The sequence below is a fragment of the Phormidesmis priestleyi BC1401 genome (assembly GCF_001650195.1).
Lineage (GTDB): Bacteria > Cyanobacteriota > Cyanobacteriia > Leptolyngbyales > Leptolyngbyaceae > Phormidesmis_A > Phormidesmis_A priestleyi_B.
Map to the genome: position 1 here is coordinate 60,549 of NZ_LXYR01000010.1, position 24,110 is coordinate 84,658.

General features: G+C 49.2%; 25 protein-coding genes. 16 read left to right on the top strand and 9 right to left on the bottom strand.

Going from position 1 to position 24,110, the window contains the following annotated elements:
- Nucleotides 1-202: 202 nt before the first annotated feature.
- The 6 genes from A8707_RS07800 to A8707_RS07825 all read left to right on the top strand — a co-directional run bounded on the left by A8707_RS07800 (nt 203) and on the right by A8707_RS07825 (nt 8,273).
- Nucleotides 203-1,177, top strand: a complete 975-nt coding sequence (locus A8707_RS07800; protein ID WP_068816243.1) for a radical SAM protein — start codon at nt 203-205, stop codon at nt 1,175-1,177.
- A complete protein-coding gene (locus tag A8707_RS07805) occupies nt 1,131-2,621 on the top strand; it encodes a glycosyltransferase family 2 protein (RefSeq protein WP_068816244.1) in 1,491 nt (496 codons plus the stop codon). Before A8707_RS07800 ends, A8707_RS07805 begins: the two co-directional genes overlap by 47 nt.
- Before the next feature lie 234 nt (nt 2,622-2,855).
- Complete coding sequence (locus tag A8707_RS07810; protein ID WP_068816245.1) at nt 2,856-3,302, top strand: Fur family transcriptional regulator; 447 nt, start codon at nt 2,856-2,858, stop codon at nt 3,300-3,302.
- 238 nt (nt 3,303-3,540) lie between these two features.
- On the top strand, nt 3,541-5,544 hold the full coding sequence (locus tag A8707_RS07815; RefSeq protein ID WP_068816246.1) for a hypothetical protein: 2,004 nt from the start codon (nt 3,541-3,543) through the stop codon (nt 5,542-5,544).
- Between the two features lie 46 nt (nt 5,545-5,590).
- Nucleotides 5,591-7,312: a DUF3685 domain-containing protein gene (locus tag A8707_RS07820; protein ID WP_068816247.1), complete on the top strand. Its 1,722-nt coding sequence runs from the start codon at nt 5,591-5,593 to the stop codon at nt 7,310-7,312.
- 145 nt (nt 7,313-7,457) lie between these two features.
- Nucleotides 7,458-8,273, top strand: a complete 816-nt coding sequence (locus A8707_RS07825) for an SPFH domain-containing protein (RefSeq protein WP_068816248.1) — start codon at nt 7,458-7,460, stop codon at nt 8,271-8,273.
- Here A8707_RS07825 and folP read toward each other — a convergent pair.
- Nucleotides 8,270-9,142 carry a dihydropteroate synthase gene (gene folP / locus A8707_RS07830; protein ID WP_068816249.1) on the bottom strand — a complete coding sequence of 291 codons (873 nt, stop codon included), beginning with the start codon at nt 9,140-9,142 and terminating at the stop codon, nt 8,270-8,272. The genes A8707_RS07825 and folP overlap by 4 nt on opposite strands.
- A gap of 112 nt (nt 9,143-9,254) precedes the next feature.
- On the opposite strand from folP, the gene A8707_RS07835 reads away from it, so the two are divergent.
- Entirely contained in the window at nt 9,255-10,400 is a 1,146-nt protein-coding gene (locus A8707_RS07835) for a Vgb family protein (RefSeq protein WP_068816250.1), read from the top strand.
- Nucleotides 10,401-10,473: 73 nt separating this feature from the next.
- On the opposite strand, the gene A8707_RS07840 is transcribed toward A8707_RS07835, so the two are convergent.
- Nucleotides 10,474-10,974 carry an orange carotenoid protein N-terminal domain-containing protein gene (locus A8707_RS07840; protein WP_068816251.1) on the bottom strand — a complete coding sequence of 167 codons (501 nt, stop codon included), beginning with the start codon at nt 10,972-10,974 and terminating at the stop codon, nt 10,474-10,476.
- 226 nt (nt 10,975-11,200) lie between these two features.
- Between A8707_RS07840 and psaK the strand changes: the two genes are divergently transcribed.
- From psaK to A8707_RS07870, 6 genes are all read left to right on the top strand, one after another.
- A complete protein-coding gene (gene psaK / locus A8707_RS07845; RefSeq protein WP_068816252.1) occupies nt 11,201-11,476 on the top strand; it encodes a photosystem I reaction center subunit PsaK in 276 nt (91 codons plus the stop codon).
- Between the two features lie 185 nt (nt 11,477-11,661).
- On the top strand, nt 11,662-12,726 hold the full coding sequence (locus A8707_RS07850; protein WP_068816253.1) for a tRNA-dihydrouridine synthase family protein: 1,065 nt from the start codon (nt 11,662-11,664) through the stop codon (nt 12,724-12,726).
- A gap of 45 nt (nt 12,727-12,771) precedes the next feature.
- Nucleotides 12,772-13,413 carry a pyridoxamine 5'-phosphate oxidase gene (pdxH, locus tag A8707_RS07855; RefSeq protein ID WP_068816254.1) on the top strand — a complete coding sequence of 214 codons (642 nt, stop codon included), beginning with the start codon at nt 12,772-12,774 and terminating at the stop codon, nt 13,411-13,413.
- A 135-nt stretch (nt 13,414-13,548) separates the two neighbouring features.
- Nucleotides 13,549-13,929 (top strand): hypothetical protein, encoded by a 381-nt coding sequence (locus A8707_RS07860; RefSeq protein ID WP_068816255.1) that lies wholly within the window; start codon nt 13,549-13,551, stop codon nt 13,927-13,929.
- A 64-nt stretch (nt 13,930-13,993) separates the two neighbouring features.
- A complete protein-coding gene (locus tag A8707_RS07865) occupies nt 13,994-14,980 on the top strand; it encodes a carbohydrate kinase family protein (protein WP_068816256.1) in 987 nt (328 codons plus the stop codon).
- 2 nt (nt 14,981-14,982) lie between these two features.
- Nucleotides 14,983-15,447 (top strand): CYTH domain-containing protein, encoded by a 465-nt coding sequence (locus A8707_RS07870; protein ID WP_068816257.1) that lies wholly within the window; start codon nt 14,983-14,985, stop codon nt 15,445-15,447.
- Between the two features lie 42 nt (nt 15,448-15,489).
- On the opposite strand, the gene A8707_RS07875 is transcribed toward A8707_RS07870, so the two are convergent.
- The 4 genes from A8707_RS07875 to A8707_RS07890 all read right to left on the bottom strand — a co-directional run bounded on the left by A8707_RS07875 (nt 15,490) and on the right by A8707_RS07890 (nt 18,449).
- Nucleotides 15,490-15,849 (bottom strand): rhodanese-like domain-containing protein, encoded by a 360-nt coding sequence (locus tag A8707_RS07875; RefSeq protein ID WP_068816258.1) that lies wholly within the window; start codon nt 15,847-15,849, stop codon nt 15,490-15,492.
- Between the two features lie 51 nt (nt 15,850-15,900).
- On the bottom strand, nt 15,901-16,248 hold the full coding sequence (locus A8707_RS07880) for a hypothetical protein (RefSeq protein ID WP_068816259.1): 348 nt from the start codon (nt 16,246-16,248) through the stop codon (nt 15,901-15,903).
- Between the two features lie 44 nt (nt 16,249-16,292).
- A complete protein-coding gene (locus tag A8707_RS07885) occupies nt 16,293-17,984 on the bottom strand; it encodes a GspE/PulE family protein (RefSeq protein WP_068816260.1) in 1,692 nt (563 codons plus the stop codon).
- A gap of 165 nt (nt 17,985-18,149) precedes the next feature.
- Nucleotides 18,150-18,449: a hypothetical protein gene (locus A8707_RS07890; protein WP_082906274.1), complete on the bottom strand. Its 300-nt coding sequence runs from the start codon at nt 18,447-18,449 to the stop codon at nt 18,150-18,152.
- A gap of 250 nt (nt 18,450-18,699) precedes the next feature.
- Here A8707_RS07890 and A8707_RS07895 point away from each other — a divergent pair, with 250 nt between their 5' ends.
- Both A8707_RS07895 and A8707_RS27955 read left to right on the top strand, forming a co-directional pair.
- On the top strand, nt 18,700-20,442 hold the full coding sequence (locus A8707_RS07895; protein WP_068816261.1) for a DUF3352 domain-containing protein: 1,743 nt from the start codon (nt 18,700-18,702) through the stop codon (nt 20,440-20,442).
- A 15-nt stretch (nt 20,443-20,457) separates the two neighbouring features.
- A complete protein-coding gene (locus A8707_RS27955) occupies nt 20,458-20,616 on the top strand; it encodes a hypothetical protein (protein ID WP_156518424.1) in 159 nt (52 codons plus the stop codon).
- A gap of 372 nt (nt 20,617-20,988) precedes the next feature.
- Here A8707_RS27955 and A8707_RS07900 read toward each other — a convergent pair whose 3' ends face one another.
- A complete protein-coding gene (locus tag A8707_RS07900) occupies nt 20,989-22,224 on the bottom strand; it encodes a hypothetical protein (RefSeq protein ID WP_068816262.1) in 1,236 nt (411 codons plus the stop codon).
- A gap of 140 nt (nt 22,225-22,364) precedes the next feature.
- Here A8707_RS07900 and A8707_RS07905 point away from each other — a divergent pair, with 140 nt between their 5' ends.
- Nucleotides 22,365-23,384, top strand: a complete 1,020-nt coding sequence (locus A8707_RS07905; protein WP_068816263.1) for a hypothetical protein — start codon at nt 22,365-22,367, stop codon at nt 23,382-23,384.
- Between the two features lie 19 nt (nt 23,385-23,403).
- On the opposite strand, the gene A8707_RS07910 is transcribed toward A8707_RS07905, so the two are convergent.
- On the bottom strand, nt 23,404-23,772 hold the full coding sequence (locus tag A8707_RS07910; RefSeq protein ID WP_068816264.1) for a type II toxin-antitoxin system PemK/MazF family toxin: 369 nt from the start codon (nt 23,770-23,772) through the stop codon (nt 23,404-23,406).
- A complete protein-coding gene (locus A8707_RS07915) occupies nt 23,729-24,103 on the bottom strand; it encodes a hypothetical protein (protein WP_231947979.1) in 375 nt (124 codons plus the stop codon). The genes A8707_RS07910 and A8707_RS07915 overlap by 44 nt, the downstream gene beginning before the upstream one ends.
- Between the last annotated feature and the right edge of the window lie 7 nt (nt 24,104-24,110).

Below are 24,110 nucleotides of genomic sequence, written 5' to 3' on the forward strand. Positions count from 1 at the left end.
GAAAGCTTGAGACATTTTAGACAAACGAATCTTTACGATCGTGGTGAGAATCGTAAAGATTCGTTTGCTGATCTCGGTTAGCCGTCAGTTTGACCAACCCCCTCAGTCAGCTTGATTTGAGCTTTACGGGTATGAACTACTTTGCTTAAACCTTATTAAGGCGTATGGTGAAGTTGAACGAGGAGACTTTATCGGCACAACTATGGCTCCACTGGTCGCAAACTACTATCTGACCTACCGCTGCAACGCCCGCTGCCACTTTTGTGACATCTGGGCACTCGAAGCCAAACAAGAAGCATCTTTCGAGACGATTCAGAAAAATCTAGCTGATTTGCGTCGTCTAGGTGTCAAATATGTTGACTTTACAGGGGGCGAACCTCTGCTTAGAGCCGATGTCGCTGAGGTCTTTACCGAAGCCAAGCGGCAGGGCTTTACCACGAGCATGACCACCAACACGATTCTCTACCCTAAGCGCGCCAAAGAGATGCAGGGCTTGGTAGACTTTCTCAACTTCTCGCTAGACGGGGGCGATGCTGAAACCCACGATCAGTCGAGAGGGGTGAAGATTTTTGACACGTTGGTCGAGTCGGTTAAAATCGCTCATTCGCTGGGAGAATATCCCGTTCTCAATCACACCGTTACAGCCCAAAACTTTGGACGGATTGGTGAAGTCGCCGAGCTGGGTCAGCGTCTGCAAGCCCGCATTTGGCTCAATCCTGCGTTCACTGCCCACAGCAACTACAACTCTAAAAAGAACCCCACCCCCGACATGGTGAAGGCGATCGAGGTTGCGGCTAAGAAATATAACAATCTTGGTTACAATAAAGCGGCTCTAGCGTTTATCGAAGCGGGCGGCAACGACACCGAAAAACCTCGCTGTAAGGCGGTCGAGGCGGTGATCGCGATCGGTCCTCACGATGAGCTTCTGCTGCCTTGCTATCATTTTGCTCAAAAAGGGTTGCCGATCGAAGGTCGCCTCTATGAGCTTTATAAGCAGTCAGAAGAAGTCGAAGAGTTTCGGCAATCGCAGGGTAAGCTGTCGGTCTGTGAAGGTTGCACCGTTTGGTGTTATCTCATTCCCAGCTTTTTTAAGGGTGTAGACAAATATTGGCTGTTAAACCAAGCAACCTATGTCGGAGAATTCTTGGCAAGAAAACGATTCTTACAACGAGCTTGAGTCTCTTCCCGAAGAAGCGTGTGCGGCGATCGCTGCCCTCGTAGGGGATTTGCCCGAACCGTCGGAGTTTGATGAGGTAGATGACAAGCCCTATTCGGGGTTTCGAGGGCGTAGGCGAAAAGCGGCTACGGTCTTAGTCGTGATTTGGGGCGGCACGATCGCGCTGCATCTCGTAACGTGGGGATACTGGTTTGTGCTGGGTCTGACCACGTTGATGGGGCTACACGCCGCTAGATTTTTGTTGGCACGTCCATCTGACTTACCAGAACCATTGTCGGACGACACGCGGGACTCGTATCCGTATATATCGCTGATGATTGCTGCCAAAAATGAAGAGGCGGTGATTGGAAACATTGCCGATCGGCTCTGTAATTTGGACTATCCGAGCGATCGCTATGAAGTCTGGGTGATTGACGACAACAGCACCGACAAAACGCCGATTCTCTTAGACGAGTTGGCGACTCAATCTCCACAACTCAATGTTTTTCATCGTCCTGCAAACGCTGGAGGCGGCAAGTCTGGTGCACTCAATCAAGTGCTGCCGCTGACTCAAGGAGACATTATCGTAGTCTTTGATGCGGATGCTCAAGTCGAGCCAGACTTTTTGCGGCGAGTCGTGCCGATGTTCGATCGTCAGCAGGTCGGTGCTGTCCAAGTTCGCAAGGCGATCGTCCAAGCCGAACCTTGGTTTCAATCCAAAGATGATAATAACTTTTGGATTCGCGGACAGATGGCAGAAATGGCACTTGATGCCTTTATTCATCAACAGCGAGTTGCGATCGGTGGCGTGGGCGAACTGCGCGGCAATGGTCAATTTGTCCGGCGCACTGCCTTAGAGCAAGTTGGCGGATGGAATGAAGAAACGATCACTGACGATTTGGATCTGACGATTCGACTCCACGTTAATCGTTGGGACATTGATGTGCTCACCGTTCCGGCGGTTTATGAAGAGGGCGTGACCAGCGCGATCGGGCTATGGCATCAGCGAAATCGTTGGGCGGAGGGCGGCTATCAGCGCTATCTCGACTATTGGCGGCTGATTGCTAGAAACCGCATGGGAACGCGCAAAACCCTTGATTTACTGATGTTTTGGATCATTCAATATGTCATTCCTACGGCGGCGCTGCCCGACTTTTTGATGGCGATCGCCCGCAGCCGTCCATTGCTGCTCAGTCCGATTTCGGGGTTGACGGTGACGCTGTTTCTGTTTAGCATGATGGGCGGGTTGCGACGCATTCAGAGAGTCAGCAGAGTCGAGAACAAACTCCGACCGCCTTCTAAAAGATTTGACTTCTCTCTATTTGTGACGTTGCTGCAATCTCTGCGCGGCACGTTGTATATGATGCACTGGCTTCCGATCGTTGCCAGCACCACGGTTAGAATGTCCATCCGTCCCAAACGGTTAAAGTGGGTCAAAACGGTGCATCGTGGCGTAGACGACTAGTGATCGAGGCAGAAACAAACTCCTACGCGACAGTCTCTAAGATAAAGTTGTAGCGAGTTTGCTTTAGCGTGTGATAGAACTAGAAGAGGTAGGTGTAGGACTGTAATCTACCGAAAGGCAGTAAAGGATTATTCGTTCAAGATTAGAAATGAAGATGTTAACGATCCAGCGTTTTTAATTCTAGACTCCTCAACATAGATTACGCCACGGATAGGTCAAACCCTTCCCATAAGTATGCAAAGCGAAGCCCCCGTCTCAAAACCCATTCGATCGTTAGACGATGCGATCGAACGCTGTCAGATCTTAGGAATGCGCCTTAGTCGCCAGCGGCGTTTTATCTTAGAGCTACTTTGGCACGAACAAGAGCACCTGTCTGCCCGTGAGATCTACGATCGTCTCAATCGCCAGGGTAAAGACATTGGGCACACTTCAGTCTATCAAAACCTGGAAGCGCTTTCTGAGCAAGGAATTATTGAGTGCATTGAGCGATCGGATGGTCGCCTTTATGGAAACGTCAGTGATGCCCACAGTCACGTCAACTGCATCGACACCAATCAGATTTTAGATATTCATATCGACCTGCCCGACGACCTGATTCGTCAAGTCGAAGCGCAAACAGGCGTACGAATTACTGAATATCACATTGATTTCTACGGCTACCGTGCCGATAAAGAAGCCTAGAGACTCAGTTTTAAAAACCTTTGTCCAGGAATCACTGCAAAGTCGGCGATCCCCGGATTTCGTTTGTTCACAATTCGCAAGGCTTTCGTCGATCGTTACTCCCGGACGCTCATTATTCTGAGGAGGATATTGAAATAGCCGTCAGCAAGTGAGGGTGAGCGAGTCAAAATCGGCTCAATCAACTGCCCAAACCGACTGTAGAATAGCCGAACCCCGACCTGTGCGATCTGCTGAATTCATGGCTAGAAAACCCCCGACTCTCTCCTGGTTTCAGGTCTTCCAAAAACCTCGCTCCGAGAATGCAGACCAACCATTACATCCCCACTCATCGCCAGATGACCTGTTAAACTCCGAGATAAAAGTCACTCATGAGGACGTTGAACCTGTTGCTCCGCCCGAAGGACGACGGGTAGAAAACCGCTGGGTTAAACTTCCCAAAGCTGCTGCTCACAAGATCTCATCGGGGACGAAAGGCACTCTGCAAACTTTAAGCCCGATCGCACAAGCTTGGAAATGGCAGATCATCTGGTTAGGAATTCTTGCAGCGGCAGGCGGAACAGCAATTGGAGCATTTATCTGGCTCTCAAAAGTTCCCCCAGCGGCTGACTGTCAGCAGATCTCTAGCTGGTCGGCTGAGTCAGAACGGCTGTTTTGTGCTCAACAAAGTGCCTCGTCAGGGAAGCCAGAGCAGATTTTAGAGGCGATTAAACTGGTCAAGAACTGGACACCAGAGCACCCTCTTTATGGTCAGGCGCAAGGGCTGATGCAAGACTGGTCGAATGCGCTGCTGACTTTAGCGCGCGATCGAGTCACTCAAAAAGACTTAAAAGGCGGCATTGCTCTCGCCAACCAAATCCCTAAGTCGAGTGCGATTTATAAAGATGCTCAAGTCGCCATTAAACGCTGGCGAGAAGAATTCAACAAAGGGCAAATCCTCTACGACAAGATCCTCATCGCCCTCAAAAAACAAAACTGGAACTTAGCCTCTGAGCACATCGCTTCGTTAAGTCTGGTCAACGATCCCTCTTGGCAAGATCGACTCAGCGAAGTTCGGCAACGCGCCACTGATGAGAAAGTCGCCTGGCAATATCTCAAAGATGCCCGGAATTTTGCAAAATCGACCTCACCAGAACAGTGGGGACGGGCGATCGCGATCACAGACCCGATCAGCCGTAAAACCTTTGTCTGGGAGCAAGCAAAAGCCGAGGTGCTGCGGTGGCGCAATACCGTATTTGGGCTGGCGGTGGCTCGGTTAGACAAACAGGATCTCGTTGGGGCAAGCACTCTAGTCAGTTCGATTCCTGCCAGTGTTAAGCTCACCTCAGATAATCAGGACTTAATCCGGTTGATTCGAGCCAAAGAAATCGCCGCCGATACCGATTATCGTCAACCGCCTCTAGAACGCCTCGCACCTCTGTGGCTGGCGACTCAGCTTTTGCGACAGATTAATGCACAGAGTCCGTTTTATGCCCAGGCAAAAGTTTTGTTGCCCCGGTTAGACCTGCAAGCACAAGACCTGGTGCAGCTTAATATTGCAAGCAGTCTGTCAAACGTTCAGCAGCTTCCGATTTTAGAACTGGCGATCGACCAGGCAAAACAGATTTCGCCCAAGCGTCCGCGTCGCCTTCATGCCCAAACGCTGCTTGCCCAGTGGCAAAAAGAAGCCCAATGGATGGAAGATCGCCCTGTGCTGCGGCAGGCTCAACAGTTGGCGAAGGCGGGCAAACTTGACCCCCTGCGGTCGGCGGTGGCGTTAGCCAGTTTGATTAAACCCAAACGGGCACTGTCGCAAGAAGCGCAGTCAGACATTGTGAACTGGGCGGCGCAGATTCAGACGATCGAAGACAAGCCGATTTTAGACGAGGCGAAAGCGATCGCGACCCCTGGCAAATGGGGGCAGGCGATTCAAATAGCGTCAAGGGTGCAGCCAGGGCGAGCGCTCTATGGAGATGCGCGATCGCTGATCGGAGAGTGGGTCTATCAGATTCAGATTGCTCAAGATCGCCCGATTCTCAATCAGGCGAGTAGTTTAGCAAATGGAGGTTATCTAACGAGAGCGATCGACTTGGCATCTCAGATTTCATCGCGGCGTGCCCTTTATGGAGAGGCGCAAGGTGCCATTTCGCGGTGGTCAGTTGAGCGGGCGGCGATTTGGAGAGCACGAGATCAGGAAGCTGCCAGTCAGTCTAGTGGTTCAGCAGACTCTACTCAAGAGCCAGCTTCAGATCCGGCTCCACAATAGTTGTGGGAGTATAGGAAGCATGATAGACCTGTAAAGGATTTCGTCTGTGTCGCTAGATCGTTCGGTAAATCGCTTGTTGCAGCTCATTCTAATTGAGGCAGACCCCGTTTTGCGACTGGGACTGCTGACAGGGCTGAGTCGATTTGCAGACCTGCAAGTGGCAGTCGAAGCTGAAACGGGCGCATCGGCATTGAGAACCCTGGCAGATCGCATGAGAAGCAGTGCTTCGATCGATGTGATTCTTCTAGATTTAGAAAACGCGGGATCTTTTCAGTCGCGCTTAGATCTAGATCTGCTGCGGCAACTCAAAACTCAATATCCCAATCTGCCCATTTTGCTGATCGGGTCGCTGCCAGACGCGATCGCGCTTGAAGCTATGCAAATTGGCGTTGAGGGATATTGCGCGAGAGGAAGCTCGATCGCAGATCTGGCAACAGCAATCCGGCAAGTCGCGGCAGGTCAGACTTATTGGGATCTGGAGCGATTGCAGAGTTTAACGATCGTTACCCCAACCGAACGATCCTTTAATCTGCTGAGAGAAGCGCGTCAGGCTCTCCGATCGTCGAGTCTTCAACAAATCGAAGCCGCTCTGATCGAACTTGATAATCAACTGCGATCGTCGGGGCTGTCATTACTCGACAAAGCCATTCTCACCGGGCAGCGTCGAGAGCTTAAAGCCGCTCAATGGGTGGTGAAGCGAATCTTTTCTAGCTCAGATTTAGCGCCAGAACCTGCGAAAATTTTACCTCCTTTAAGCGAACTACGATCGCTGCCGTCTAGTTCTCAACTCGTCCCTGATCCGCCTCCAGAAATGACCGCTAAAGATCTTCAAGCAATCTTGTTTGACGGCATTTCTGCCAAACTGCAATCGAGTTTGGAAAACCTGACTAATTCGCCGTTAGAAATCGACATTTTTCGAGCAGAGCGAAAGCGAGAACTTTTTTACATCATTTTGCGGCAGATTGAAGCGAGTTTAGAAGAGTTGCGGTTTTCTCAAATTCAGCCCCATCAGCTTGTCGAAAAACAGTCTGTGATCTTGCGAGACTTGTGGCAATCGGTCAGCCTGGATTTTTTTGGCAGATACTACACGTTGCGCGTCAGAAACCAAGACATTGAAGTTGTGACAGCATTACTTCAAGACGAGAAAACGGTTCAGACAGCAATTCTAGACAAAATTCCTGCGGTGATAGAGTTGTATGCTCACCTGCTATTTCGGACTGCACTCACGATCGACAATACCGATTATTTGATCGGATCTGCTGACGCGATCGCTCGTGCCACCGATCTGTTAGAAAATCTCACCATTCAGCTTGCAAATGCCGTTGTACAACCGTTGCTCAATCGCTTTTCAGACTTAGAAGCCATCAAACAAAGCTTTTACGATCGTCGCCTTCTCTCTACCCGCGACATTGAGCGCTTTCGCAATGACCTATCTTGGAAATATCGCGTCGATCGCTATGTTTCTGAACCGACCGCTATTTTTGAGAGTCGATATTCATTATTTGTGTTCACCCATCAGGGCATCGTGCGAATTTTTATCTACGCTCCACGTCGCCATGAGCTTGAGCAACTTGCAGGGGTGCGATTAGCCGTGACATTGGCATTAGAGACACGAGATGCAATTTCGCCCCGATTGAGATCAGCGATCGCATTTCTAGGCAGTGGAATCGTCTACCTTCTTACAGACGTGATTGGGAGAGGATTGGGGCTAATCGGTCGCGGAATTGTTAAAGGAATTGGGAATGCTTGGCAAGATAGTAGAAGGTAGCTCGGTTTAAGGTTTGAACTGTGAAAATGTCTGTAGAATGCACGTTAGACCGTTGCATCATTAAAAAAGCTATCTTTGATGCTGGACTACTTCTATAAAGCGAGTCACTGGTTAATTTCTAATTAAGCTCAATGGGAGCACATTTATGATTGAGTCTCTACTTGGTGCATTCACACTGATTATTCTGGGATACATGATTGGTTCTGTCAGGATCATTGACCAGGGTGACGAAGCCCTAGTTCAGAGATTAGGGCAGTATAAACGCACCTTAAAGCCAGGGCTAAATTTTGTGATCCCGTTCATAGATACGGTTTTAGTCGAAACTGTTCGAGAACAGCTTTTAGATATTGACCCGCAACAAGCGCTGACTAAAGATAACGTTCCGATCGAGATTGATGCCATCATTTTTTGGCGAATTGTAGAACTCCAAAAAGCCTATTACGCAGTTGAAGATTTAGAAGAAGCGCTAAAACAACTGGTGATTACCAGTCTGCGGGGCGAAATTGGTCGCCTGACGCTTGAAGAAGCGGTTTCATCGACCAATCGAATCAATAGTGAACTTCGCAAACCCCTCGATGAAGCGGCGCGCAAATGGGGAATTGAGGTAATTCGAGTCGAGGTGCAAGCCATCAACTTGTCATCGGCTTTAAGAGATTCTCTAGAGCAAGAGCAGATTGCCAAAAGTCAAAAGAAGGTAGCACTTTCGAGAACAGAGGCAACGGTGCAGTCGATCGAAGAACTCGCACGAGCACTACAGGCTCAACCGAATGCCCAAGAAGTATTGCGCTATTTGGTCGCCAAAGATTATGTCAACGCCAATTTAGAGATTGGCAAGAGCGATAACTCTAAAATCGTCTTCATGGACCCTAGAGCCTTGAATGAAGCCATTACCGACTTGATCAGACCGAATGAATTTGAACAAGGAACGAACAATTCTTCAGAAGGAAACACCACAAACTAAGAGCGCCAAATAGCATCGGCAACGCGGCAAACGTCGTGCATCTCTGAGACATCATGAACGCGCAAAATATCAGTGCCTCCGACGATCGCGCTCACACACGCTGCCGCTGTTCCCCATCCTCTTTTCTGCGGATCGGGCTGGCTGATGATGTGACCGATAAAACTCTTGCGAGACACGCCCACTAAAATTGGACATCCTAAACCCTGAAACGCAGGAAGCTGGTGCAGAATTTCTAAGTTCTGCGCTTGTTTTTTGGCGAACCCGATGCCAGGGTCGATGATGATCTGATGGCGATCGATACCCGCCGCGATTGCACCTCGAATTCGCAACTCTAAAAATTCGACAATCTCCCGAATCAAGTCTTGATAATCGGTGAGAGTCTGCATCGTTTTGGGAGTGCCGCGACTGTGCATCAACGCGATCGGCACGCCCAATTTTGCCACTATGGGAAACATTTCTGCGTCAAACGTCCCGCTAGAAACATCGTTAATCAAGTCGGCACCTGCGACGATCGCGGCGTTTGCCACCGTTGCCCGTGTGGTGTCGATCGAGATCGGCACCTGTGAAAAGTCTGGATTTTGTCGCAGCGCTTGAATAACGGGGATGACTCGATCGAGTTCTTCTGCTAACGTCACTTCTTCTGCATTAGGTCGAGTTGATTGTCCGCCAATGTCTAGAATGTCGGCTCCACTCGTCACCATTTTTTGCGCCTGATTGAGGGCGGATTCTAAACTGTTAAACTGTCCGCCATCGCTAAAACTGTCGGGCGTGACGTTTAACACACCCATCAAGTAGGTTTGTTGCCCCCACTGAAAGGGGCGATCGCGCAGAGTCCAAGCCGCCAAGTTTTTTGAAGAAAGAGAACTCATCGCTGAATTTTGTCACTATGAAAGAATTTAACCAGATTTGGTAGTTGAAAAGACACTTCACAACTCAAAACCTATGAAAAATAGGGACATCTACCCACAAAGTCAAGGTTTTATGAATAGTCGGCTATCTCTCCTAACTTCTACGATCGCGCTTAGTGTCAGCATTGGTTCGATAAGTTTTAGCATCCCCAAGGCAGACGCAGCGCTCTTAGTAGGCAACACCAGAGGCGACAACGTGGTGATCTACGACGATGCCGGAAACTTTAGAGGTGATTTTATCGCACCTGGGGCTGGTGGTCTGCTCGACCCCGATGATCTCACGTTTGGACCGGATGGCAATCTCTACGTCAGCAGTGGCAGTGGGTCATCAGGCGAGATTTTGCGCTACAACGGCAAGACAGGCGCTTTTATTGATATGTTTGCGACAGGTGGCTTAATTCGTCCTTATGGAAGTGCGTTTGGACCAGACGGCAAACTGTATGTCAGCAGCTTTCTGACCGATCAGATTTTGCGATTTGATGGCAAAACGGGTGCATTTCTTGATGTTTTTGCTTCTGCAAAAGAGATTCCCTCATCCGATCGCAAGTCGGGACAACTCAACGGACCCAATGATCTGCTGTTTACGGGCGATGGTCGCCTGTTAGTGACCACTCAAGGAAGTGTCGCGATCGCTGATCCGACGAAACCGGGTTCATTTAAAGCAGACTTTAGCGGCGGGTTTGCTAGCCAAATTTTGAGCTATGACCTCAGCACCGGGCAGTCATCTGTTTTTGTTGACCAACCAACGCCTTCTCCTGACAGCTTTGGCTTTGTGAGCTTTTTGGGGTTAGCCACAAATCCTCAGGGTGACTTGTTTGCCAGTGACTTTGCCAACGACATTCGCCGCTATGACCTCTCTAGCGGAGCCGCTAAACAGACCATTTCAACAAATTACACTGGGGTTGTGCCGAGCACAAGCTTTATTGGCAACCTGACGTTTGACCCAAACGGAACGCTTTATAGTGTGGGCTTTGACCAAACTACTAACCAAGGTGCAATTCTTCGCTATGACGGGTTTAGCGGGGCACCCCTGCCGTCTGCTGGCAATTCGAGTGCGATTTATGTGCCGACCAACAAAGCGTTAAAGCGCCCGATCGGAATCACCTACACGGCAATCAAAATCCCAGAGTCAGAAGCCGTTGTTGGAACCGTGGCGATCGGGCTATTGAGTGGGCTGCTGTTGAAACGCCGCGATCGGGCAAGCTCTGCGATCGAATAGGGCTTAAAAAAACTGGAGTTGGGGACTGTAGGACTATCGCGAGTAGCGTTCCTACAGTCCGGTCAGAATCGTGCTAGACAATCTGGCTCAAGAAATCTACTGTCTGATCAGTGTCCAACGATTTGAGCGAGTTCAATAGTTCTGTTGCCTCAGGCGATAGAGAATAGTCAGACGGCAGTGCAATCACTTCATCGCCCATTTTGCTGGCTAACTGCGACCAAAACGATAGCCGTTCGGTGGGGCTGAATTTGTGATATTGAGTCAGAGGTGGCTCAACATTATCGCCCGGAATTAGCTCAAGCAATGCCTTTGTAGGATGAGGATCAAGGGAAACCTCATCGGTTTTAGTAGTTTGATCGTTCAGCACATCTTGCATAAACTCGATCTGGCTGCCCTCGCGCATATCGCCCATCATATTCAGCAGGTCATTCACCTTATCAGGAGTGGCGATCGATGGAAGTGAGCTACCCAGTTCTTGATAAAGGTAGCCTAGTGCAGCGATTTGGTCATCAACGAGCAATTGCTTAAAGCGAGTCGCCAATGAATTAAGGGTTTTGGTGTCGATCGATGTCATAGCAAAGCCTCTCAAAGTATTCACAGTAGTCTCTGACACAAAACTAAGGTTCTGTGGGCAGTATAGCGACTATAAATGGGCAGAAGCTTTGCTCAAAAATAAAATCAGAATATCTTCCAATAGGTAGAGCCAGAATCTTACAACAGAGAGATGTTGAACCTGAGCGATCGCGGAAGAATGATTGAGACTATAAAATCTACAGATGCCCATTTAGGAGAAAACTTCTATGATGCTCTCTTCCTTTATCGCTCAATTCGCAATTCCTGGCACCGAGCTTTGGAACTGGGAAGGAACCCCGGTAATCATCGGATCGTGTCTACTCGTCTTAATTATCGCTAGTCGAACCATTAAATATCCTAACGCAGGAGCCAAGATGCCGCTGCCTTTTTCCAAATCGCTGTTTAACGACATCAGCGTTGCAGGATTTCTGGCTTCAATGAGTTTTGGTCATATCTTGGGTGTGCTGGCAACGTTGGTACTTGCGAACTCAGTAGCGCGATAATGACGTTCAGTTTGGCAATCTTAACCTGATGATGCGGACGTTCCACGGAGCGTCCCTAAGCACTCCAATTCTGTCATCTAATTTGAACAGAACCTCAATGGCATGGCGCAATTTCTGATAGGATCAGTCAGATAGCCTGATGTGCAGACTCACTGTATTTCTAGGCACTCCCTCTGACTGCGCCAATGTCACACCTCGATCGCTTGCCTTCCGCTCTCCATCCAGGGCTTGCCCTAACCGCGCTTGCACCCATGCAAGATGTGACCGATCTACACTTCATGAATGTGATTGCCCACTATGGCAGTCCCGATTATTTCTTTACTGAATATTTTCGCGTCTATGCAAATTCGGGTTTAGATAAAAAGACGCTGCGATCGATTACTGAAAATTCTACCGATCGCCCCATTTTTGCTCAACTCATTGGCGAAAGCATTCCCGACTTGATTCGCATTGCTCAAGAGTTGAGCCACTATCCAGTTGCGGGCATCGACCTCAATATGGGATGTCCTGCCCCCAGAATTTATCGCAAAAATGTGGGAGGTGGGCTGCTGCGCGATCCTGACAAGATAAATCGAATTTTAGGAGAGCTTCGAGGATCGGTGAACGGACTCTTAACGGTCAAGATGAGAATCGGCTTTGAAGACACAGATCACTTCGATCGCATTCTTGACCTGATCAGTCACCACGACATCGATTTGCTGAGTCTGCACGGTCGCACCGTCAAAGAGATGTATCACAGCGACGTGCATTATGATCTGATTGCTCGCGCCGTTCAACGAGTGAATTGCCCCGTTTTAGCAAATGGAAATGTCACATCTGCCGCCTCAGCCCTGGAGGTCTTATCGCAGACAGGAGCCGCAGGGGTGATGATTGGTCGCGCTGCCATCCGCAATCCCTGGATTTTTAAGCAAATTCGCCAATCTTTAAGCGGTCAACCTGTTGAGATCGTCACTCTAGCTGATGTGCATGACTATATTGAGCGATTACGACAAACGACCACAGCGCTAGCGGTGCCCGAACGAGCGCGGGTTAGCTATCTCAAAATGTATCTCAACTACATTGCTCAAAGTGTAGACTCAGCGGGCACTTTCTTGCGAGCTATGCGGCTTGCCCAGACTGAAGCTGAACTATTTGCAGTCTGCGATCACGCTCTGCTAAGTGACCCAGATCGAGCATTTGCCCCAGAGCCATATCCCGGATTGGTCGCCCGTCCCAAGTCTGAGACTGCCCGTGAACCGATCGCGATTTAACGAAAGACTCCAATACAATGCAAGAAACCCTAGAATTTGGATGAGATGAATTCATCGATCGCTGACCTCAGAAAAGACTACACCCTTCAAGAACTCAACGAAACGGAGGTTGACCCGAATCCGTTTGTGCAGTTTCAGCGCTGGTTTGATCAAGCCGTCGAGGCACAGCTTCCCGAACCCAACGCGATGACCGTCGCAACGGCGACCAAAGAGGGCATTCCGTCTGCGAGAATTGTGTTGCTGAAAGGCTTTGACGATCGAGGCTTTGTTTTTTACACCAACTACAACAGCCATAAAGCCCAAGAACTGATCGACAATCCTCATGCGGCTCTCGTGTTTTTATGGACGGAGTTAGAGCGACAAATCCGCATTGTGGGCAGTGTCGAAAAAGTTTCCGCTGATGAATCTGATGCTTATTTTTATAGTCGCCCGATCGGAAGCCGCCTCGGTGCTTGGACATCTGAGCAAAGCCAGGTGATTGCCAACCGCGATGTTTTAGAACAACGGCTCACCGACCTAAAAGCCCAATATGAGCATCAAGAGATTCCCCGTCCGCCACACTGGGGTGGGTTTCGAGTCAAGCCGATCGCCATTGAGTTTTGGCAGGGTCGATCGAGTCGATTGCATGATCGACTCCGCTATCAGTTGAAAAATGGGAAATGGATGCTCGATCGGCTGTCCCCTTAAGTGCCTAAGTCGTAACCATTGCGAGGGATAGAAATGGGCTTTGCTACTTTCGTGGAGCGCTGCTTTTCTGTAGAATAACCGATACATAGTTTAAGAAATCGTTATTCACAGTTTTCACTCTTCACCCTGCAATCCATGTCGATCGAACTTGGTCCTTTCAGATTTCCGATTGATGCCACTGTGATTGCAGGGGTAGGCTTGTGGTCGCTGGCACTTTATTTAGGGTTTTCCCCGATCGGAGAGTGGGTGATCGAGCAGCTCAATCGCTGGTTTAACTTTGCAGAGCGATCGCTCTATCTCTCAGAAGAAGAATTTGAGAAGACTCGACCCGCGAGAGAAGCCCAAAACGCTTTTTATGCGTCTGTCTTCAGCATCATTCCATTTTTGGCAGTGGGCGCTCTGTGCAGCTATGGAGTCGAGGTGAGTCTGGGCAAAAGTTGGGCAATCAGCGTCGGCATTCTTGCCTGCATGGGCTGTGGAATTTATGAATTAGGTCGTCGAGACGGACAGATTTGATTCTTAAACGTTACACGGCGCGGCTTCTCCTACACTAAGAGTGGCAAATCTAAGGAACCTCACCGTGACTCATCCTCGCGTCATTTGTCTGGGCGAAATCTTATTTGACTGCATCGCTGACCAACCGGGTCGATCGCTCGAAGCAGTCGAGTCGTGGACATCCTACCCCGGTGGCGCTCCGGCAAATGTGGCGTGTGCGTTGACAAAGCTTGGCACTCCGGCAGCGTTTGTGGGCTGCGTCGGGCAAGACGATCCCGGACGATCGCTCGTCGAGGTGCTGCAAACTGTGGGGGTTGACACGACTGGCATTCAATCTCATCCGACGGCTCCGACGCGCACGGTGATGGTGTTGAGATCAGAGACGGGCGATCGTAGCTTTGTGGCATTTGGCGGCAATCGTCCCTCTTCGGAATTTGCCGACACGCATCTGCAAGCGGCGCAGCTTTCTCCGGCTCTATTTGAGTCAGCCGATTTTTTGGTGTTGGGTACTTTAGAACTGGCTTATTTGGACAGTCGAGGCGCGATCGCTCGTGCGCTCGATTTATGTGAGCAGTTTTTCGTCAAAATCGTGTTGGATGTTAACTGGCGACCCGTTTTCTGGGCAGATTCTAACGCCGCGTCGCCAATGATTCACAATCTAATCAAACGAGTCGATTTTCTCAAACTAGCAGAAGAAGAAGCAGACTGGCTGTTTGGCACGACTGACCCCGGCGCGATCGCGCATCGTCTCGGCACCTTAGAAGGAGTCATCGTGACCGCAGGCGAAAAAGGGTGCGCTTATTGTCTGGGAGAAAACGAAGGGAAAGTGCCAGCCTTTAAGGTAGATGTTGAAGACACAACTGGAGCCGGAGACAGCTTTGTAGCAGGGTTTGTCCATCAACTCTGTCAACAGGGCATTCAAGGATTGACGAATCCCGATGTGGCTAAACGGGTTGCCAGCTACGCCAGTGCAGCCGGGGCGTTGACTACTTTGAGACTCGGCGCGATCGATGCCCAACCGATCGCCGCCGAGGTGGATGCTTTTCTCTATTTGCAGCAGCAAGGCGGGTAACAATGGGAGTCGAAATCGAACGCAAGTTTTTAGTCACCAGCGATCGCTGGCGTGACCTTGCCCCCGGAGCGCTGTATCGTCAGGGCTATATCCCTACTCAGCCGGGGCGAACGGTGCGTGTGAGAGTTGCAGGCGATCAGGCGTTTATTACCATTAAAGGAGCCTCTGAGGGAATCGCCCGATCGGAGTTTGAATACCCAATTCCGATCGAGGATGCAAATGAACTACTAGACAGTCTTTGCGCGTCGCCTCTGATTGAGAAATATCGCCGCAAGATTGACATCAGCGGGCTGACCTGGGAGGTTGACGAATTTTTAGGCGAAAACCAGGGGCTAGTCATCGCAGAAGTTGAGCTAGAAAGTGCCGACCAAGCGATCGATCACCCCGACTGGATTGGTGAAGACGTTTCTCACGATGCGCGTTACTACAATTCCAATCTGGTCAACCACCCCTTTAGCCGATGGTGATGATTTCGATCTCGCAATGGTTTCAACCGGATAAAGCCGAGCTTAATATCGGGGAACGCTAGAATCAACGACGATCGAGTAGGCATCAATGCCCCCCGCAATATTCTTAACGTCAGTAAAGCCCTGATTGATCAACCACTGGCACATCTGAGCAGAGCGCATCCCGTGATGACACAAAACGAATGTTTCTTTCTCAGAATCAAGCCGAGTTTGGATGGCTTCAGACCATTCGGCAAACTCGCTGAGAGGCAGATTTATAAAGTCGGGTAGACTAGCAGTTTCAAGCTCCCACGGCTCCCGCACGTCGATGAGTTGCACGGCTTCTGGAGGGTCTGTCAGCGTTTGGGCAAGCTCTCTAACTGTGATTTCGGGCAGGGGTTGACGAAAAGATGAGTGAGTCATGGGACGATCGTACGATAAAACCAGCTTAAGCGATTCCTCACGAGCGATCAGTTACTGAGCGGCTGAACGATTTTGTCCATAAAGCGCGATCAACTGAGTAATGCTTTCTGCTTGCTGTTGGGCGACGGCTGCTTGTCGCTTAGTAGTCTCTTTAACTTCTCGCAACTCTTCTCTAATTTCTCTCATCTCCTCCCTACTATTTTTGAACTCTTCTCTACTGTTTCTAAACTCCTCTCTCATTTCACGAATGGACTCTGTTTGCTGACGAGCATTTTCGGTTTGCTCCTGCATCAAGAATCTGAGTTCGGTTAAGCCTTCGGTGAAGCGATCGATTTGATCAGTCAGTTGCCTTAACTGTCGTTGGATGGGGAAGTCGAACTGTTCGCTGTTTGAGGTCATCGTCGCTGTTTAAAGACCGATTGAGTGAAATTGTTGTACTCGCATCATCCGCCCGTAACACTCAGCAGAGCTTTTTTGGAATGCGTGACTTTGACTTCGCCGACCGTCTTGCGATAGAGAGAACTGTGGGGCAAGACGCGCAAAATCTCTTGAATTGTGGTGATGCCCTGCGTGACTTTGGAAATGGCTGCCGATCGAAACGATTCAAAATTGCCATCGATTAAATAGCGGTTTAGCTGCGTCATGGTGCCTTCATAAATGAGTTGACGAATCGCATCATCGACGTTTAACAACTCAATAATCGCTTCGCGCCCCAAATAGCCAGAGTTATAGCAGCGATTGCATCCTTTGCCTTTACGCCACTGATCAAGATGGGCATGATCCCGATCGATGCCCAACGCCTTGAGATCTCGATCGGTCGGTTGATAAGGCTCAGAACAGTGAGGACAATTTCTTCTCACCAGCCGTTGAGCCACGACTCCTAACAACGCGTCGCTGATTAAACCGGGATCAGGACCAATATCCTTGAGACGAGGAATCGCGCTGACGGCATCGTTGGTGTGAAGAGTTGTGAGCACGAGGTGTCCCGTGAGTGCAGCACGAATGGCAGTTTCGGCAGTTTCGCTATCTCGAATTTCGCCCAACATGATGATGTCTGGATCTTGACGCAGAATAGCGCGTAAGCCAGCCGCAAAAGTCATTCCAGCCGCTTCATGCACTTGGGTTTGGGTGATGCGAGGCAGCACATATTCCACCGGATCTTCGACGGTGATAACATTGACATACTCAGTGGCGATCGTTTGCAGACTGGTATAGAGCGTACTCGTTTTGCCAGAACCCGTCGGACCTGTGAAGATCACCATTCCTTGGGGTTGCTGGAGCCAGCCTTGATAAATCTCTAGAGCCGCACTTGAGAACCCTAACTCGTGGATGTCGTTAAACGGGTTTTGACGCGGCAATAACCGGATGACTGCCTTCTCGCCGCCCACACAGGGCAAAGTGCTGACGCGCAAATCCAATCCCAGATCGGTTTCTTGACCAGAGGCGTAGATCTCACCAATGCGGGCATCTTGAGGGCGACGGCTTTCGGCAATGTCCATGTTAGACATGACTTTTAGGGCAACGATCGCGCGACGACTCACCTCGATCGGCAGCGTTGTAATATCTCGCAAGATGCCATCAATTCGATAGCGGACTCGCAGCCCGTCAGGCGTTGGCTCTAGGTGGATGTCGCTGGCACGGTTTCGCAGCGCACCCGAAATAATGGTTCTAATGCGTCCGATTTGGTCGGCTGCTTTTGACAGATAAAGCTCGGTAACTTCTCCGATGTTTTCTTGCTCCAGTTCACCCGTGAGCGGATTGACTAGAGGAGAGGCACTGATTTGAGTGTGGTCTAGATTTGAAACGTGATACCAGGCGCGATAGCTTTTGTCAGAAACCGGAATAATCTTGACATCGGTGAAGGTGCGATCGCTCAAGCTCTGAATCATCGCGTCTGAGAGTGCGGCAGGGCTACCGAGATAAAAGCAGTTGCGCCACAGCAGCAGCGGAATCAGAGGAGGCAGCGAGTTGCGATCGGGAAACTCTTTTAAGAAGCGATTGCTGACTTCGCGATCGAGCAATTCTAACGTGACGTTGCCGTCGGGGTCGATAAGCAGATGCAGGGCTTGTTCGCAAGTTAGCTCACGATTTTTTAGCTGTTGCCAAACAGAAAGACTGACGTTGAGAGCTTTCATAATCTACCTAAGGTGGAACGAGTGCAGGCTAGAGTGATGCAAGCAGTTGACTAAATTAAACCGAAGGCAAACGGCGAATGGTGACTCCAAACCCTTCAGCGATCGTACTGTACGAAAGCATTGACTACAAGCACTCTAGAAGACACTTTCGTTCTTTTTAGATACCTACAAGTTGCGTGAAGATTCGGAGGATGGCGGAGGCGGTTGAGAGGCTGAATGCTGTACCCTTCGATGCTCGACAAACTGTTTCATTGCTAGGCGGCGATTGGTCATAAAGCGACTCCAAAAGCCAGGAGTCAGGCTGTCCATTGTCTTGGCGATCGACCAAACTTCTATCGCCATGATGTTATAGAACGCGCGATCTGAGCGCCGAAGTTTTTCGAGCCATTCTTCGAGAGTCATGGCGGGAAGCGACGCGATCGGGGGCTGCTCTTGAGATTCAGAGAACGGTTTAGGCTGAGTCATAGCAATTTTCTTGACATGAGGCTCAAGGTGCCTCGCGGGATGAGTCTCCTTGTCCCAAAGGTGCTCTCGTTTCCACAATCTGAAACACGATGATTCTGAGGTTCTGATGGCAGCAGAATTGCCTAATTTTTGATTTTGTCTTTGCTTACGGACATCTTAATGTGTAGCGAGGGCATTGTGCTGAAATAATGATTTTGAGGAAAGACAGGTTTGTCGCTATCCTTGATTACTCCTTCGTCTGGGCTGATCCATGAAGCTGCGCTCATTTTTTTATCTTTCGGCAACGATCGCGACGGGGCTTTTTTTAACAGGCACGATCGCGTTTCTCTGGCTGTTTGCTCAAAGTCCGTTAGGGTTGCTCAACGGCAGCAGAGACGAACCCTCAGCAGCGATGTTTATTTCTAAACAGGCTCCTGTGATGGCATCGCTGATGGTCAACCCCGATCGATTGACTGCTCTACGTCAAATCGTGGTCAAACCCGGAAAGCGCAAACAAGCACGGGCAGAACTAGATCAGTTCAAACAGGGGCTTATCGGCGCGACTGGGCTAGATTATCAGCGCGATTTGCAGCCCTGGCTGGGCGACGAAATCACTTTGGCGGTGACAACTCTTGATATCGATCGCGACTCTGAAAACGGGCAACAACCGGGTTATTTGATGGCATTGACTACCAAAGACCCACAGCGATCGCGAGAATTTCTGCAAGTGTTTTGGCAAAAACAAGCGATCGCGGGCACTGACCTGATCTTTGAACCCTACAAAGGCACTAAATTAATCTACGGAAGCGAGTTAAAAGACAGTCAGACAAGAAAGCCAAACTCCCCACTTTTGTTGGCTAGTGCAGTCATTGGCGATCGGTTTGTCTTGTTTGCCAACAGTCCCAAAGTGCTGCGAGATGCAATCAATACGGTTCAGGCAGAAGAATTGGGGTTAGAGAATTCGACGAACTATCAGAGCGCGATCGCCAATCTGACTCAAGGACGCATCGGCATGGTGTTTCTAAACTTGCCGCAACTTGCTGCATTAACTGGAGAAGAGTCTGTAGCGGTTACAAACTCTGAAGAAGTCTCGGCAGCTTATCAGGGCTTGGCGATCGCCCTCGGACTCGATCGTCAAGGCTTGACCGCAGAGACGGCGCTTTTGGCTCCCGCAGTCGATATTGCTTCAACTCCGTCAACGTCTAAACCTGTAGGAGCGCTCAAATATATTCCTGCTAGCAGTCCGCTCTCGGCATCAGGAGTCGATCTCGATCGAGCCTGGGCAAGTCTTTCTCAAGGCGTGTCTGGCTATCGCAGCGTCGCCGATTTGGTGAATCGCCCTGTCGAAGCGCTCAACGATCGCTGGAAGTTAGACTTACCACAGGATATTTTTAGCTGGGTCAAAGGCGACTATGCGCTGGGGTTAGTGCCGCGACCAGAAGGAACTCAGGAGAAAACTGTGAGCGACTGGGTGTTTGTGGCAGATAAATCTACTGACCAGACTGCACAAAGCGCGATCGAGCATCTCGACGACATCGCAAAAGCGCAGGGCATCAGCATCGGCTCTCTGCAACTCTCTGATCAAACGGTCAACGTCTGGACTCGCCTATTGGTAGCTGGGGACGCAGAAAAACGCAGCCAAAAAACGGTTGATGTGCAAGCCCAAGTTGCCGGAGTTCATGCGTCTGTGGGCAACTATGAGATCTTTACAACCTCCGTTGAGGCAATGGATGATGTGCTGAAGGCAACCAAAAATCCGATCTCGCAAACCAAAGGATTTGAGCAGGCGATCGCTCCGCTCTCAACGCCAAACAACGGCTATCTCTATCTCGATTGGCAAACGGCTCAACCGATCTTAGAGAGCCGATTCCCAGTCCTCAAAGTGTTGGAATTTGCGGGTCAGCCTTTCTTTGATCACCTGCGATCGTTCACGATTAGCAGCTACGGCAGTCGATCGGGTGTGCAGCGAGGCGGAGCGTTTCTCAAGCTCGAAGAAACGTCTAAAGTCAAGTGACATACTTCTACACTGATGAAATGGACACTCACCTTCTACAATCATTTCCTCAGTCTGCAAAAGCGCTATCAACAAGAGACACCCAAACAGCGGTTGGCAGAAAAAGCTTGGTTCGATCGGCAGAGGCAACAACTACAACAACTATTAGATAGTGTCGAGGTGATCCTGAATTAATCATCGTTTGAGAAGGTGGCGAGACTCGATCGAAGAATAGACCTCCTGCGTGAATCTAGATAGCCCTCCTCACGCAGTGTGGCAAGCCCTCGCCAACCCTTCTCCCCAGGGAGAAGGGAGCTAGAGCCTCTTGTCCCCTCTCCTTAGGGTGAGGGCGAAGTATTCGTGCAGGAGGTCTAATATGAGCTTGCTCTTTATCAATACCCTGCGATTCTAAGTCGTTGAATTCTGCAAACCAAACCCGAAACGCTGCAAACTCCTCCGGTGAAAGCTAACGAACCGCTTGTTCAATTTCGTTCAGCGTATTTACAATCATCAACCTTTTCCACTCTGCCAACTCAACTATACAAAAAGCCGCCAACTCCGATCGAGCTAGACGCTTTTAAGATTGTTGAAATACCAGTAGAGATTAGCAACTGTTAAATCTGAGGCATCTTGCCAATTTGACGGCACAAGCGCAGAGTAACCCGCTTTAGGAGCTAGGGTATCGATCGCCACTTCATATTCTTGCCGCGACTCCGGTTTGATCATAAAGCGCAGTTGATCCCGTAATCCCTCAAAGTCAGTTTGCAGTCGCAGCGTTTCATACAGCGCCTCTTCTAGAGGAATTTGTAAAATCTCAGGCTCGATCTTGTCAAAATCTTCAAGGCTCAGATCAGGAAGCTGCTGTAATTCCCTGGGTGAAAGGGCTTGCATCACATCAATTTGAGTTTGCCACGATTCTAAAACCTGCAAATCTTGGTGATGAATGCGAGTGATTTCGGGAAAGATGAAGTCTAATTCGGCTTGAGATTGGCAAGTAGCGACAACCGAGAGAGTATTCTGTTTGATGTTGTTTTGCAAATCAGAAATACATTTACTGGCAGCGATCGGCTCATTGTGTAATTGAAAGACTAGGGCGATCGTTTGCTCGATCGTCCAAGCGCACTCAAATCGACGCAGTTTTCCAGCCGCATTCATTTCTGGCAATAACCTGGGGTCGTTATAAATTGCCAGTGACTCACTCATGGTTTGCACTGCGTTCGCTAAATAATTGTCTCTAGCATTTACGTTTTGGCACTCCAGCCCTAACCTGACTAATTTCGTCGCTTCTGCAAACCGAGCGTAGGCGCGTTCTAATTCTCGTCGGTGATCGTCAAATGTCTGCTGATCAATGCGTTGCAAAATCTCTGTGTGTTGCGAGGTCAGAACTTGTTTGATATCCAGAAAGCCATTGTTTAATTCTTTTCGCAGTTGCTTTACGTCTTCTCTCAGTTGCAGCGTTTGATAGAGGTTTACTGCTGTTAAAACTCCGGTGACTGCAACCCCTGCCCCAATAATGGCGGTTGTCGTTTGCAAGACTCCCAAACTTTGCTGAAGCGTTCCGATCATTTGGTAGGTTTTTTGAAACCCACGATGAGTCTGAACCATTTGAGCACCATCCATTATGAGTTTAAATGGTGCAACTACAGGATTAAAACCTCCTGCAACGACTCTCCCAATCTCAAAAATCTTGCCCGTATCAACGTCTACTAGCATAGGAAGCACTTCTCCTGTTTTAGACATCATGTACTGGAGTTTGCCGGATTTTAGAAGAGCTTCTCCGAGAAGACTAAATGCAAGTGACATAGGGCGATAGGTATAATTTCGATAGAGATGCCACCAGTCTATTCGCAAACTTTCTGATTAAGTATGATGTAGTGAATAAATTAGCTAATTAGCCGATTCAGCCTCAGTAAATTTACTGTTTTGCTTGTGGAAGGTAGTTGATGAAAGAATATTTCACGTCTTTGAGAGCGATCGCCCAATCTTCAACAGAACTGTTAGCGGGTCAATATCACTCGGTGGAATCCTTGGAGATCAAACAATCCGCTACAACGTTGCGTAGCTCGATCCAGCCTTGTTTAGATGATCTTCTACAGGCACAAGTTCAATTCGGAAGAAACCTGATAGGCTGCATGAAAACTCTAGAGCAGTCAGAAGCCGTCTGGCACAGCAAGCAGCAGGTCATCGCAGTTTCGGACTCTGTGATTTTGGAGAAAGTCGGCGAAATTAGCGGATGGTGGAACCACCTTCAGCAATTTGCAGCCGAAGAAAAGGCGAAAATTATTGAGCAAGCTAACCAGAACTGGCTTAATCAGATTGAGGAGTTAAAGAAGAAATTCTTTTTTGATTCAAAAAGTCAGCAACGCGCAGTGATTGGCTGGGCTGACAAAGATGGGTTTACGCGAGAACTGCCAGGTAAGATCAGTCATATCTCTGAGAGCTTAGACAAGGCAGTTAAAGAAACGCTAGATGAACTTTTCCAAAAACTCGACATTAAGCACTTAGACTCAGCACAAACGTTCACAGATCTGCTCGATCCAGAATTGAAATCTAGCATCACGCAAGAAAAAGAAAGCTTGCTGGCAGAGCTAGAAGATAAATTCTATCGGAAGCTAGGCACGCTGTCTAATAGTCATACTCTTGATTTATCTCATGACACTAATTCTAAAGTCAAAGAGTGGCAGAGCCGATTTGGTAACATCTCATGGGACGAAGTAGACAAATTCAGAGATAAAGGATTTGCAAAAATCGAGGGGCGAGTTGAGCTTGTGATCAACGATCGCCTCGCAATACTCCAGAAAGTAGTGAAATGGACACTCACCTTCTACAATCATTTCCTCAGCCTGCAAAAACGCTATCAACAAGAGGCACCCGAACAGCGCGCAGCAGAAAAAGCTTGGCTCGATCAGCAGAGGCAGCAACTACAACAACTATTAGCGAATGTCGAAACGAGTCTTAAGTAGTTTAGGTCAAAGACTTTTGCTACAGCCCAAGCGTATGTTTCAGCGCTTTATCGATGTCTTCTGTCGGTAATGAGCCAATCACTCGATGAACGGCTGAAAGCACGATCGTGGCTAAGTTATCAGTCATCACCACTGAGTCTTTTAGCAGACCTGATCGTTGCCCTTCTGATGAATTTAGCAAAATTGTAACGCGACTGGGATGCCCCGATCGAGACATTTTGCTTGTCACCATCGCAATAATGATCTGTGGCAGTTCAGTCTGCAAGCCGTCCGCTTGAACGATTAGGGCAGGGCGCGTCTTAAAAGAAATCAGATCGGAATTGGGAAAAAGTACCAGCGCTACATCACCTCGCTTGAACACTGGCTTTAGCTGCGTCGTAGTTGTCATAGATGCTCATTTCAGGACTGTCCCAATCTTCTAAGAAAGTGGCGAGGCTAGATCGTAGAACCTGAGCCTGCGCTTGATCAATTCCTTGAGATTTTAAGTCAATCCCGTCCGTCCGATATTCTTCTAGCCATCTTTTGCTCTGACCTTCCACATCTCGTAAAGCTTTGAGAAGTTCTAGATGCCTTGGACTTAACCGACCTGCCTTCTTATGCTCTTCAATCTTCTGCTCCCATGTATCCGTATCCAATTCCACAAACCAGGCGCGAAAAGCAGCAAGATCCTCTGATGAAAAGCGACTAACAGCCTCTTTGATCTCGTTCAGTGTACTCATGGCAAAC

Excerpts from the sequence above, each read along its gene's own strand:
- A8707_RS07800 (WP_068816243.1), top strand. The coding sequence starts at position 203 with ATGGCTCCACTGGTCGCAAACTACTATCTGACCTACCGCTGCAACGCC.
- A8707_RS07805 (WP_068816244.1), top strand. The coding sequence starts at position 1,131 with ATGTCGGAGAATTCTTGGCAAGAAAACGATTCTTACAACGAGCTTGAG.
- A8707_RS07810 (WP_068816245.1), top strand. The coding sequence starts at position 2,856 with ATGCAAAGCGAAGCCCCCGTCTCAAAACCCATTCGATCGTTAGACGAT.
- A8707_RS07815 (WP_068816246.1), top strand. The coding sequence starts at position 3,541 with ATGGCTAGAAAACCCCCGACTCTCTCCTGGTTTCAGGTCTTCCAAAAA.
- A8707_RS07825 (WP_068816248.1), top strand. The coding sequence starts at position 7,458 with ATGATTGAGTCTCTACTTGGTGCATTCACACTGATTATTCTGGGATAC.
- folP (WP_068816249.1), bottom strand. The coding sequence starts at position 9,142 with ATGAGTTCTCTTTCTTCAAAAAACTTGGCGGCTTGGACTCTGCGCGAT.
- A8707_RS07835 (WP_068816250.1), top strand. The coding sequence starts at position 9,255 with ATGAATAGTCGGCTATCTCTCCTAACTTCTACGATCGCGCTTAGTGTC.
- A8707_RS07840 (WP_068816251.1), bottom strand. The coding sequence starts at position 10,974 with ATGACATCGATCGACACCAAAACCCTTAATTCATTGGCGACTCGCTTT.
- psaK (WP_068816252.1), top strand. The coding sequence starts at position 11,201 with ATGATGCTCTCTTCCTTTATCGCTCAATTCGCAATTCCTGGCACCGAG.
- A8707_RS07850 (WP_068816253.1), top strand. The coding sequence starts at position 11,662 with ATGTCACACCTCGATCGCTTGCCTTCCGCTCTCCATCCAGGGCTTGCC.
- pdxH (WP_068816254.1), top strand. The coding sequence starts at position 12,772 with ATGAATTCATCGATCGCTGACCTCAGAAAAGACTACACCCTTCAAGAA.
- A8707_RS07860 (WP_068816255.1), top strand. The coding sequence starts at position 13,549 with ATGTCGATCGAACTTGGTCCTTTCAGATTTCCGATTGATGCCACTGTG.
- A8707_RS07870 (WP_068816257.1), top strand. The coding sequence starts at position 14,983 with ATGGGAGTCGAAATCGAACGCAAGTTTTTAGTCACCAGCGATCGCTGG.
- A8707_RS07875 (WP_068816258.1), bottom strand. The coding sequence starts at position 15,849 with ATGACTCACTCATCTTTTCGTCAACCCCTGCCCGAAATCACAGTTAGA.
- A8707_RS07880 (WP_068816259.1), bottom strand. The coding sequence starts at position 16,248 with ATGACCTCAAACAGCGAACAGTTCGACTTCCCCATCCAACGACAGTTA.
- A8707_RS07885 (WP_068816260.1), bottom strand. The coding sequence starts at position 17,984 with ATGAAAGCTCTCAACGTCAGTCTTTCTGTTTGGCAACAGCTAAAAAAT.
- A8707_RS07890 (WP_082906274.1), bottom strand. The coding sequence starts at position 18,449 with ATGACTCAGCCTAAACCGTTCTCTGAATCTCAAGAGCAGCCCCCGATC.
- A8707_RS07895 (WP_068816261.1), top strand. The coding sequence starts at position 18,700 with ATGAAGCTGCGCTCATTTTTTTATCTTTCGGCAACGATCGCGACGGGG.
- A8707_RS27955 (WP_156518424.1), top strand. The coding sequence starts at position 20,458 with ATGAAATGGACACTCACCTTCTACAATCATTTCCTCAGTCTGCAAAAG.
- A8707_RS07900 (WP_068816262.1), bottom strand. The coding sequence starts at position 22,224 with ATGTCACTTGCATTTAGTCTTCTCGGAGAAGCTCTTCTAAAATCCGGC.
- A8707_RS07905 (WP_068816263.1), top strand. The coding sequence starts at position 22,365 with ATGAAAGAATATTTCACGTCTTTGAGAGCGATCGCCCAATCTTCAACA.
- A8707_RS07910 (WP_068816264.1), bottom strand. The coding sequence starts at position 23,772 with ATGACAACTACGACGCAGCTAAAGCCAGTGTTCAAGCGAGGTGATGTA.
- A8707_RS07915 (WP_231947979.1), bottom strand. The coding sequence starts at position 24,103 with ATGAGTACACTGAACGAGATCAAAGAGGCTGTTAGTCGCTTTTCATCA.